This window comes from Sinomonas notoginsengisoli (assembly GCF_021554725.1).
Taxonomy (GTDB): Bacteria; Actinomycetota; Actinomycetes; order Actinomycetales; family Micrococcaceae; genus Sinomonas; species Sinomonas notoginsengisoli.
On sequence record NZ_JAIZDP010000021.1, the window covers coordinates 1 to 11355 of the forward strand.

11 protein-coding genes are annotated in these 11355 nt (G+C 68.4%); 2 read left to right on the top strand and 9 right to left on the bottom strand.

The window, feature by feature from the left end:
* Positions 1-49: 49 nt before the first annotated feature.
* From LF262_RS16680 to LF262_RS16715, 8 genes are all read right to left on the bottom strand, one after another.
* Positions 50-862 (bottom strand): AAA family ATPase, encoded by an 813-nt coding sequence (locus LF262_RS16680; RefSeq protein WP_235781535.1) that lies wholly within the window; start codon positions 860-862, stop codon positions 50-52.
* Positions 859-2247 carry a TnsB C-terminal domain-containing protein gene (locus LF262_RS16685; RefSeq protein ID WP_235781536.1) on the bottom strand — a complete coding sequence of 463 codons (1389 nt, stop codon included), beginning with the start codon at positions 2245-2247 and terminating at the stop codon, positions 859-861. Before LF262_RS16685 ends, LF262_RS16680 begins: the two co-directional genes overlap by 4 nt.
* Before the next feature lies 1 nt (position 2248).
* Entirely contained in the window at positions 2249-2851 is a 603-nt protein-coding gene (locus LF262_RS16690; protein WP_235781537.1) for a recombinase family protein, read from the bottom strand.
* A 287-nt stretch (positions 2852-3138) separates the two neighbouring features.
* Complete coding sequence (locus LF262_RS16695; protein ID WP_235781538.1) at positions 3139-4608, bottom strand: mannitol dehydrogenase family protein; 1470 nt, start codon at positions 4606-4608, stop codon at positions 3139-3141.
* Between the two features lies 1 nt (position 4609).
* Positions 4610-5617, bottom strand: coding sequence for a carbohydrate kinase family protein (locus LF262_RS16700; RefSeq protein WP_235781539.1), 1008 nt, complete (start codon positions 5615-5617; stop codon positions 4610-4612).
* 5 nt (positions 5618-5622) lie between these two features.
* Entirely contained in the window at positions 5623-6663 is a 1041-nt protein-coding gene (locus tag LF262_RS16705; RefSeq protein ID WP_235781540.1) for an NAD(P)-dependent alcohol dehydrogenase, read from the bottom strand.
* 17 nt (positions 6664-6680) lie between these two features.
* Positions 6681-7523: a carbohydrate ABC transporter permease gene (locus LF262_RS16710; RefSeq protein WP_235781543.1), complete on the bottom strand. Its 843-nt coding sequence runs from the start codon at positions 7521-7523 to the stop codon at positions 6681-6683.
* Positions 7524-7558: 35 nt separating this feature from the next.
* On the bottom strand, positions 7559-8392 hold the full coding sequence (locus tag LF262_RS16715) for a carbohydrate ABC transporter permease (protein ID WP_372462797.1): 834 nt from the start codon (positions 8390-8392) through the stop codon (positions 7559-7561).
* On the opposite strand from LF262_RS16715, the gene LF262_RS16720 reads away from it, so the two are divergent.
* On the top strand, positions 8355-8576 hold the full coding sequence (locus LF262_RS16720; RefSeq protein ID WP_235781545.1) for a hypothetical protein: 222 nt from the start codon (positions 8355-8357) through the stop codon (positions 8574-8576). The two genes, LF262_RS16715 and LF262_RS16720, sit on opposite strands and share 38 nt — an antisense overlap.
* A 76-nt stretch (positions 8577-8652) precedes the next feature.
* Here the strand turns inward: LF262_RS16720 and LF262_RS16725 are convergent, their stop codons facing one another.
* Positions 8653-10002: an ABC transporter substrate-binding protein gene (locus LF262_RS16725; protein ID WP_235781541.1), complete on the bottom strand. Its 1350-nt coding sequence runs from the start codon at positions 10000-10002 to the stop codon at positions 8653-8655.
* Between the two features lie 253 nt (positions 10003-10255).
* Between LF262_RS16725 and LF262_RS16730 the strand changes: the two genes are divergently transcribed.
* On the top strand, positions 10256-11197 hold the full coding sequence (locus LF262_RS16730) for an AraC family transcriptional regulator (protein ID WP_235781542.1): 942 nt from the start codon (positions 10256-10258) through the stop codon (positions 11195-11197).
* Positions 11198-11355 lie beyond the last annotated feature (158 nt).

Sequence of the window (11355 nt, forward strand, 5' to 3'; positions counted from 1 at the left end):
TGTGGATTTGATCGCTTTTTGGCGGTCATTTGAGAGAGGTAAGTGGCGGTCAGTCGCCGATGACGAGGATGCTAGCGGCGGCTTCGATGACGTCGTCGGTGATGGTCTCGAGCTGGTTGATCTTGAGCACTCGGGTGATCTGCGGGAAGAGGCGCTCGAGGAGGCGGAAGTTGCCGCGGGTGATGCGTTCGATCGCGGCGATGGCCTGGGCGTCGGTGAAGTCTTCGGGGTCGAGGGTGCGGCCGAGGCGTTTCCAGTGGCGGTCGAGGACGAAGAGGAGCTCGTCGCGTCCGAGGGCGCGGTAGCGGTGTGAGAATCCGAGGCGGCTGTAGAGCTGGGGGTAGTGGCGGAAGCGCTGGTCGATGCCGGGCATGCCGATCAGGATGATCGCCAGGTGCTGGCGGTCGTGCTTGTCGCGCAGGAGTTCGAGCGCGGTCGGGGTGAGCCGTTCGGCCTCGTCGATGATGAGCAGCTCGACCCACTTGGTGGTGTCGCCTACGACGGTGCCGGTGATCTTGCCGGCGAGGCGCTGGTGCTCGTCGACGCAGACGCCGAGCCGCACCTGCAGGCGGTCGATGTCGCGCATGAGCTCCTTCGGCTTGGGGAGCACCTCCGGGGTGTAGAAGACGGTGCGGGAGCGGTTGGCGGCCGCGTAGCGGGGCGGGTCGTCTTCTTGGTTGCGCGGGCCCCACGGGTCGATGAATGGCTCGAGGGTCTCCCAGTGGGCGTAGCGGCGTGCCGACTGGGTCTTGCCGACGCCGGCGTCACCGTGGCAGATGCCGATGGTGCATTCCTTGCGCACGGCGTTGGCGAACTCGGTGAAGCGCCGGTGTTCCTTGGTGACGATGAAGTCCTGGCTCATGGCTCGTCCTCTTCATAGGTGCGCAGCCGCACGGGCCGTTGGGCCGGCTGGGCAGCGCGGCGCTCCTGGCGCGGTGCGGCCCGCGGGATGCGGTCGTTGATCTCCTTGCGCAGCTGCCGGCGGCGGGCACGCCGCGCTGTCTCGATCTCGCCCAGGCTCAGGCGCTGGTTCGGGTGGTTCTCGTCAATGGCGGTGCAGACGAAGGCATCGTGGTCGTAGACGCGGATCTCGGAGAGGTCGCGCGGGTCGTACCGGATGGTGACGGTTTGGCCGACGAAGGGTGCGAGGGTCGTGGAGAGGTAGCGCTGGCCCTGGAAGTGGATGCCGTCGCGCTGGACGGTGCGGTGCTTCGGGACGGTCAGGAGGAGCCCGTCCAGCTCCTCGAGGGTCTCGGGCATGCGGGGCAGCCAGCCGTCGGCGGTCCATGCCTTCTTCGGACTGATCCCGAGCTCGCGGTGGGGGCGCTCGTTGTAGGCGGCGATGAAGCCGACGATCGCCGCATCGAGGGCGGGCAGGTCCAGGACCGGCTTCGGCGCGGCCGCCCCGTGGGCGATGTGCCCGGGAATTGCCTCGAGGAGTTCCGTGTTGAGGGTGCGGAAGAACCGTTCGGACTTGCCCCTGCCCTGGGGGCGCCCGACGGTCGAGTAGACCAGGCGGATCTTCAGGGCTACCGCCGTGTATTCGAGGTGGCGGCTGGTGAAGTCGCTGCCGTGGTCGACATGGAGCACGTCGGGGATCCCGCACATCGCCCAGGACGGATCGCTCTTGCGCCAGATCGCCTGCCGCAGCGCGAGGGCTGTGTTCATCGCCGACGGCGCGCCGGTGAAGACCATGTAGCCGCAGACCGCCCGCGCGTAGTCGTCCATCACGACGGTCAGCCACGGCCGCTCCGGCCTGCCGTCGGCGCCGACGATGAGGATGTCCAGCTCGGTGTGGTCGGCCTGCCATGTGGCGTTCGGCCTCTCTGCCCGTCGCCGGAAGACGAGCTCGTGTCGGTCGCGGTAGGCCGCTGGCCCCTCCAGGGCCAGGGTCACCAGGGCCGGATCGAGCCCGCGGACGATCCCGCGCACCGTCGCGTAGCTCGGGGACGGGACCCCGAGCCGGTCTGCCTCCGCGACGGCGAGCCGGTGGACCGTCGCGATGCCCGGACGTGGCCTGGTCAGTGACAGCCGCTCGATGAAGGCCACGAGCTGCCCGGCGGTGCGCCGGGTCCCGGCATCGTTGCGCCGCCGCGGCCCCAGCGCGTCGATGCCGCCGCCCTTGTAGAGTCGGTGCCACCGCTGGAGGGTCCGCAGCCCGATCTCTGTGTCCCGGGCCAGGGCCGTCAGCGGAATGTCGTCCTCGACATGGAGGCGCAGGACGCTCCACCGCTGCAGCCCGTCCACCTCAGGCCCGCTCGGCCCCGGAGCTGAGTGAACGCGCGGCGAGCTGGTGCCGGTACAGCGTCGCCCTGGACCAGCCGACCAGCTTCGCGGCCTCCTCGGCCGTGCGCCCCTTGGCCCTGGCATCGTTGACGATCGCGAGCTTGGCCGCCACCACCTCCTGGCTCAGCGGCGGCCGGCCGAACCGGGTGCCGCTCTGCTTCGCCGCGGCGATGCCCGCGTTGACCCGTTCGACGATGAGCTCGCGCTCGTACTCGGCCAGGGTCGCGAGCATTCCCAGCATCATCCTGCCCGAGGACGTCTCCGGGTCGATCCCATCCGACACCGACCGGATCTTCACACCCCTCTCGCGCAGCAGGTTCACCGTGTTCAGGACGTCCATGAGCGAGCGTCCGAGGCGGTCGATGCGCCAGACCACCACGGTGTCCCCGGGCTGGGCGTACTCCAGCAGCCGCTTCATCCCCGGCCGCTGGACCGCGGTCCGGCTGCCCGAGGTCACATCAGAGAACACGTCCCGGGACTCCACTCCGACCCCGCGCAGCGCCTCGAGCTGCAGCCGCGCGTCCTGGCCGATAGTGCTCACCCTCGTGTACCCCAGAAGCCTCACCTGCCCAGTGTGCCTCACAAATCCCTAAATTGGTCGCCTGCGAGGCAGAATCCGTCAAGACACCTTTCCAAGGCACCGCGGCCCCTGGTGCGGCGGCTTCCGAGGACGGGTCGGCAGGGGCCGGGCCGGCGTCTCGTAAAGCTGTAGGTTCTCGGGACTCTCAAGTTCGGAGGTCCGGCGGAGGGCGACGCGGTCTAGCTTGACTGCCGATAACAAATCGCCGCCCCACAGCGCTGAAATCAGCGCACCGCCCTGGCCCCGCACCATCGTCCAGCGGGTCAGTACAGCTAGGCGAGGGAAGCCACGGTTGCGGTGGCGCCGTGCTCGTGGAGTGAGTCCAGGGCCTTGGTGTAGGCCTCAACGAACCGCGGGTGGTCGATGAGGTCTCCGAAGAGTTCACGGTCGGCGATGAAGGCGAGCCTGTCCTGGTCATGGCGTTGTGCTGCCCTCTGCAGGCGTTCGCTGAATCGGTCCACGACTGTGATGGGCTTTTCCGCTTCGTCGAAGCCTTCGGCGTATCTGGCCCAGCTGGCCACGATCGCCGCGGAGCGGGAGATCTCTCCGCCGGAGGCGAGGTTCTCACGGATCACGGGGAGGAGCCACTTGGGGATCCGGTCGGAGCTCTCGGCGCAGAGCCGGGCGAGGGTGTCGCGTACGTGCTCGTTGGAGAAGCGCTCGATGAGCTGGTGCTTGTAGGCGTCTAGGTCAATGCCCGGCACGGGTTTTAGGGTCGGCGTGGCTTCGTTGTCCATGTAGGCCAGCAGGAAGCGGGCGTAGCGTTCGTCCTGGCACACTTCGTGGGCGTAGCGGTAGCCAGCGAGGTAGCCAAAGTAGCACTGGCCCTGGTGGCTGGCGTTGAGCAGGCGCAGCTTGATCAGCTCGTAGGGCTCCACGTCGGCGACGAGCTGCACCCCCGCCTTCTCCAAGGGCGGACGTCCGAGCGGGAAGGTGTCCTCGAGCACCCACTGCTCGAAGGGCTCGCACACGACCGGCCATTGGTCGATCACGCCGAACTGCTCGGCGATGGATGCCTTGTCCTCGTCTGTGGTGACGGGGGTGATGCGGTCGACCATGGAATTGGGGAAGGCCACGCATGATTCCACCCACCGGCCCAGTTCTTGGTCCCTGAGGGCGGCGAAGGCGGCGAACATCTTGCGGGCGACATCGCCGTTGCCTTGGATGTTGTCGCAGGACATGACGGTGAACGGCTCAAGCCCGCGTGCGCGCCGGCGGGAGAGCGCCTCGGTGATGAGCCCGAACACGGTCCTGGGCTGGTCGGGCTCGGCCAGGTCGTGGACGACGTCTGGGTTCTGCGCGTCGAAGTCGCCGGTGGTGTGGTGGAAGTTGTAGCCCCCTTCGGTCACCGTCAGCGAGACGATCCGGACCTGCTCGGAGGCCATGCGCTCGATCACGGCCTGCGGGTCGTCCGGCGCGTACAGATACTCGGCAATCGAGCCAATCACCCGGGCATCCCGTCTCCCGTCGGGGTGCTTCAGGACGAGGGTATAGAGGCTGTCCTGGGCGTCCATGACCTGCTTCATGCGCGAGTCTCCGGGCAGTACCCCGACCCCGCAGATCGCCCAGTCCTGCGCCAGGCCCTGATTCATCAGCCTGTCCAAGTACATGGCCTGATGGGCGCGGTGGAAGCCGCCGACCCCGAAGTGCACGATTCCGACACTGAGCCGCGATCGGTCGTAGGAGGGCAGAGCCAGTGGCGGCTCGAAGGCGCCCAGAGTCCCGTTGTTCAGTGTCTGCATCTCATTCCTCCGGCAGAAGCGTCGGGCCGCCGGCGGCAGCCGTCTGGGCGGCAAGCGGCTGGAGCTCGACGGACCGTGGGGGGTCGGCCCCAGGGCGGGAGCAGGTGACCGCCGCCGCGGCGGCGGCATAGCGGCACAGGGCGGCCAGGTGTCCCTGGTCGAGGCGGCGGAGTTCCTCCCGGTTCGCAGCGCCGAGGAGTCCGAGCTGGGACAGACCCGAGATGAGGGCTGCCATGAACGAATCGCCCGCCCCGACGGTATCCGCGACGGTGAGGGCCGGGGCCCGAACCTCGGCGCGGGCGTCCCTGGTCATGGCGAGTGGCCCCAGGGGCCCGCGAGTGACGACGACCAGGGCGGGCCCCGCCTCAAGCCAGGCGGCCATGGTCTGCTCCAGCGGCCGGTCGGGGTAGAGCCAGAGGAGGTCCTCATCGCTGGCCTTGACGATGTCGCTGCCGGCGACAAAGAGCTCGGCCCGGGAGCGTGCGAGGGCCCGGTCGGGAGTGATACCTGGTCGGCAGTTGGGGTCGTAGCTGATCGTCGCTGTCGCACGCGCGGCCTGTACGAGGGAGTACACGGTCCCGTCCCCGGGCGGAAGCATCGCGCCGATCGACCCGGCGTGGACGTGGTCGGCTTCCTCGATGCTGGCCATGACCGCGAGGGCCGCGTCGGCGATGTCCCAGAAGAGGGAGAAGGCGTAGGTGGCGGACCCGTTTGCGCCAAGGAGGGCGGTGGCGGTGGAGGTGGGCCCGGTGCCGCCGTTGATCGTCTCCACCCCATTGGCAGCGAGGTGGGCGGCGATGAGGCGTCCGTGGGCGTCCTCGCCGTAGTGGGTGGCCAGCGTCGCGGTCATTCCGAGTCGGGCGCACCCGACGGCGACGTTCAGCGGGCTCCCCCCGACATGCTCGGTGCAGTGCCCGCGCTCGGTGCGGATCAGGTCGACGAGCGACTCGCCCAGCACGGTGAGCCGAGCCTGGGCGTCGGCGTGCGGGCCTGTGGCCGGGCTGTCCACGGGATTCACTTTCCCGGGTAGACGACGGCCTTGAGCTGGCCGGGCTGCCGGCCGGCGTTGAGTGCGTCCTCGGCCTGGTCGAGGCCGAAGCGGCCGGTCACGAGGACGTCGAGGTCGACCTTGCCGTCGGCGACAAGCTGGATGGCCAGCGGCCAGGTGTTGGTGTACCGGAAGACGCCGGAGAGCCAGATCTCGCGGTTCTGGATGAACGACACGGGCAGTTCGACGTCGTCGGCGCCGAGGCCGACGAGGATGACCTTGCCTGCTGGGGCGACGGCCTTGATGCCGGAGCGGACGGCGGCGGCGGCGCCGGAGGCGTCGATGAAGGCGTCGACGTCGAGGCCCTCGACGCTGTCGGTGCGGGGGTTCAGGGCGTGGGTCGCTCCGTGCTGGAGGGCGAAGTCCAGGCGGTCCTGGGCGATGTCGGTGATGTGCACCTCGGCGGCGCCGAAGGCGCGGGCGGCCTGGGCGGCGATGATGCCGATGGGGCCTGCCCCGGCGATGAGGACGCGGCTGCCCGGGCGGATCCCGGCGCGTTCGCAGGCCCAGATCCCGACGGAGAGCGGTTCGATGAGCGCTGCGGCCTCGTCGCTGACGGTGTCCGGGATGTCGAAGGCGAAGTCGTTCTGGATCCTCACGTACTCGGCGAAGGCGCCGTCGATCGGCGGGGTCGCGTAGAACTCGATGTCCGGGCAGAGGTTGTACCGGCCGGCCTTGCACTGGGCGCAGGTCCGGCACGGGCGCTGGGGTTCGACCGCGACCCGCTGGCCGAGGCGGGAGGGGTCCACGTCCTTCCCGACGGCGGCGATCCGGCCGGAGAGCTCGTGGCCGAGGACGAGCGGGTGGTCGACGACGTAGGGCCCGATCCGGCCGTGCTGGTAGTAGTGGACGTCGCTGCCGCACACTCCGACGGCGGCGACCTGGACGAGGACCTGGTCGTCGTCCAGGGCCGGGACGTCGAGGGTATCGAGGACGACCTCGCCCTGACGTCGGAGGACGGAGGCGCGCATGGTTGTGGGAGGGGCCAAGGGGGCGGTGGTGGTCATGGTGGATCCTTTGCGGGTTACTTGACAGCGCCGAGCGAGAGGCCTTGGACGAGCTTGTCCTGGGCGGCGAAGCCGGCGACGAGGACGGGGAGGGAGACGGCCAGGGCCGCCGCGCAGACCTTGGCCAGGAACAGGCCCTGGCTGGTGACGAAGCTGGTGAGGAACACCGGGGAGGTGTAGGCGGCGGTGCTGGTGAGGACGTTGGCGAACAGCAGTTCGTTCCAGCTGAAGATGAAGCAGATCAGGGCCGTGGCGGCGATCCCGGGCCCGGAGACGGGGATGACGATGCGCCGGAAGATCGTCAGGAGCCCGGCGCCGTCGATGGCGGCGGCCTCGAGGATCTCGACCGGGACTTCGGAGAGGAACGAGCGCATCATCCACACGGCGATCGGAAGGTTCATCGAGGTGTAGAGGATGACCAGGAGCAGCACGCTGTCCAGCAGTCCCGTGGACTTGGCGATCAGGTAGATGGGCAGCAGGCCCGCCACGACGGGGAGCATCTTGGTGGAGAGGAAGAAGAACATCACGTCCGACCACTTCTTCACCGGGCGGATCGAGAGGGCGTAGGCGGCCGGGATCGACAGGGCCAGGACCAGCAGGGTGGAGATGATGCTGGCCATGGCGGAGTTCAGCAGTGGCGGGATGGGGGAGGCGCCGCTGCTGGCGCCGAAGAACTCTGCGTAGCCGTCCAGGGTCAGGGGCGCGAAGAGGGAGGGCGGGTTGGTCGCGGCGTCGGTCTCGGCGTGCAGGGAGGTCAGGACCATCCAGGCCGCGGGTGCGACGAAGAGCAGGCCTACGGCCCAGGCTGCCACTCCGAGCAGGAGCGTCGCTGACTTCCTCCTGCGTGCGGTCCTGGACATCGGGGCGGCGGCCCTGGTGGGCGTGGCTGCGGCGGTCATCGGTTCTCCTCCTTCAGGAGTGTCGAGACGGTCCGGAGGGCGAAGGTCGCCAGCAGCAGGGAGCCGATGACGATGACGACGCCGGCGGCCGATGCGGCGCCGTAGTCGTGGGCCAGGAAGAACGTCTGGTAGATGCTGTACGGGAGGTTGGCGGTGCCCAGGCCTCCGGAGGTGATGGTGAAGACGGCGTCGAAGTTCTGCACGATGTAGATGGAGCCAAGCAGTGCGGCGAGCTCGAGGTATCGGCGCAGGTGCGGCAGTGTCATGAACCGGAAGAGCTGCCAGGTGCTGGCGCCGTCGATGCGGGCCGCTTCGATGACGTCCAGGGGACGCGACTGCAGGCCGGCCAGGAGGATGAGCATCATGAACGGGGTCCACTGCCAGATCAGGTCGACCTCGATCGCGCCGAGCGGCTGCATGGAGATCCAGTCCGGCTGGGGCGCCTGGACCCCGAAGATGCCCCCGACCCAGTTCAGGATGCCGTTGAGGAGGCCGTACTCGGGGTTGAACAGGGCGTGCTTCCACAGCAGGGCGGCGGCGACAGGGACGATCAGGAACGGGGTGATCATGATGGTGCGCACGATGCCGCGGCCCCAGAAGTGGCGGTCCAGCAGCAGGGCGATGCCCAGTCCGAGGACGAGGCTGACCAGGACGACGACGACGGTGAGCACGATCGTGGTGAGGACGGAGTTGCGCAGAGCCTCGTCGGTGAACACGCTGACGTAGTTGTCGAACCAGCCGAACTTCACGTCGTTGGGGTAGAGGGCGTTCCAGTCGAAGAAGGAGATGACGATGGTGACCACGAAGGGCAGCTGGGTCACCGCGATCATGAAGACCAGGGCCGGAAGGAGCGGGGCCCTGCGCGCCCACGCTGCGGCCCGGTCCAAGCCCGTCCTCCTGCCGCTGGGGGCGGGCGTCGTCTTCCGCCTGCCGGTGTGGATGGTCGATGCGGTGGCCATGGTGCACTCCAATGTCTCTGTCCCGCCGGTCCTGGTCCGGGCCGCCCTGCCCTGACGCGGGATGGGGAGGGGGCCGCCGGGCCGCGGCGGGCGGTGGGGCGCTGAGCCCATTGGCCGCCCGCCGCAGCGGGTTACTTCTTGTACTTGTCCGCGACCTTCTGGGCCAGGGACTGGCCCTTGTCCAGGGCCTGCTGGACGCTTTGCTGCCCTGCGATCGCGGAGGAGATCTCCTGGGAGACCTGGGTGCCGAGGTCGGCGAACTCGGGGATGGCGACGAACTGGATGCCGGGGGCCGGGCGGGGCTGGACGCCGGGGTTGGCCGGGTCGGCCGAGTTGATCGCATCCTCGGTCGGCTTGTAGAACGCGGCCGCGGCCTTCTGGTAGTCGGCGTTCTGGTAGGTGGAGTTCCGCTTCCCTGCCGGGACCCGGGACCAGCCCAGCTGCGTGCCGACGAGCTGTTCGTACTGCTTGCCCGAGGCCCACTCGATGAACCTGGCCGCGGCATCCTGATGCTTGGAGGCCTTCTCGACGCCCCAGGCCCAGGAGTACAGCCAGCCCGAGCTCTTGGTCTGGTCCACCGGCGCGGCGACGTAGCCGAGCTTGCCGGCCACGGGAGAGCCCTGGGCCTCGAGCGACCCTGCGGCGGCCGTGGAGTCGTACCACATCGCCACCTTGCCCTGCTGCAGATCGTTCAGGCACTCGGTGTAGCCGGCCTGCGGTGCGCCGTTCTCGCCGTGGCTGCGCACCAGGTCTGTGTAGAACTGGGTGGCCTTGATGAAGGCCGGGGCGTTGACCTGGGCGTTCCAGTCCTTGTCGAACCACGTGCCGCCGAAGGTGTTCACCACGGTCGTCATGGGTGCGAGGACCTGCCCCCATCCGGGCTGGCCGCGCAGGCAGATGCCCTTCATGCCCGGTTCCGCGCCGTCGGCCTTCGCGGCGAGGTCGGCGACCTGCTGCCACGTCGGGTGGTCCGGCATCGTCAGCCCCTTGGCGGAGAAGACGTCCTTGCGGTACATCAGGAAGGAGGACTCCCCGTAGAACGGCTCCGCATACAGCTTCCCGTCGGCACCCGTCAGGGACTTCGTCATCGGGGCAAGGACGTCCGACTGGTCGAACTGAGCGTCCTTGGCCACCGTGTCGTCCAGCGGGGACAGCCAGCCGTTCTTGGAATAGAACGGGACCTCGTAGTTGCTGATCGAGGCCACATCGTACTGGCCCGCCTGGCTGGAGAACTCCTGGCTGATCTTGGCCCGCACGTCGTTCTCCGGCAGGACGGTGAAGTTGACCTTGATGCCCGTCTGCTTCGTGAAGTTGTCCGCGGTGAGCTTCTGCAGGTCGACCATCTGCGGATTGTTGACCATCAGCACATTCACCTCCTTGTCGGAGGCGCTCGAACCGCCTGCACCACCGCAGGCAGAAGCGGACAGGGCGATGCACAGGGCGCCTGCAGCCATCGCGGCCGTGCGCAGAGTGGGGCGCATAAAGGACTCCTTTGTTCTTCGGGGGCACGCCGCAGCGCAGGTGGCTGGGAGGCACTTGGCTTCACCGTGGGGCGGGTCCGGATCCGGCTCCGCAGGAACCTCAGCCCCGTGGCGTTCCACAACTGTAGGCTTGGGACGCAGATCACAACTAGCGTCCTGGTTGCCGGTTTCTGATACTTATTTTCCGAGACCCCGGGGACGGGAAGGCACGTCGGCGGGCGGACGCCTGCCCGGGGCAGGCAGGGGAGGGCCGATGGGAAGTTCAGGAGACGAGCTGGCGACGGCACGGATCGCCGAGCGCCTGCTCGGGATGCGCGCCAACCGGGAGGTCATCCCACCGGACCCGAACCACTGCGTCAGGTGGCACGAGCACGACTACCCGAGCCCCATCGCCAGATGGAACTACCACCCCGAATACGAGATCCACCTGATCCGCAGGGGAACCGGGAAGTTCATCGTCGGCGACCACATCGGGACCTTCGAGGCCGGCCAGGTCTCCCTCATCGGATCGGGGCTGCCGCACGACTGGGTCAGCGATCTGGAGCCCGGGGAAGTGCTGGTCAACAGGGACGCCGTCATCCAGTTCGACGGCAAGTGGCTCGAACAGTGCACCGGACTCATTCCCGAGCTCTCCGAGATGTCCGCCGTGCTGGAGGAATCCTCCCGCGGGATCGAGTTCCTCGGCCCGTCCGCGGCCCAGGCTGCCGAGCAGATCGAGGCCATGGGCGCCAGCAGCGGCATACAGCGGCTCCACCACCTCCTCGAGCTCTTCACCGTGCTCGCCCGGGCCCCCCAGGAAGACCGGCGCTACCTCGCGGACGCCTGGTTCAAGCCCGAACTGGACAGCGAGGCAGCCGCGGTCGTGGACATCGCGCTCGAATACCTCTTCAGCCACCACGCGGGCACCGCCCGCATGTCCGAGGCCGCCCAGCTCGTCGGCATGGCCGAACCGACCTTCTCGAAGTACTTCAAGCGCTCCACCGGCCAGAACTTCAGCGACCTGCTCAGGAAACTCCGCATCGCCCACGCCCGCCGCCTCCTGGAACAGACCGACAAGGCCATCTCCGAGGTCTGCTACGAAGTCGGCTTCTCCAACCTCTCAAACTTCAACAGGCACTTCCTCAGGGAGACTGGCCAGACCCCGCGCGACTACCGCCGACACTCCCCGGATCTCCCGCCCCCCGTACGAACCTAGCTTCGCCACCTCAAGACCGCACCAGGCCTGCCCCATCCCGGGCGATTGGACCCCCGTTCAATGCCCACGCGGTTGCGGCCTCCGCACGGTCCCAACAAGGGATGGCCCCCGCCATTTACCACTGACAGAAGCCCGCCACATAGCTCTGACATCCACAG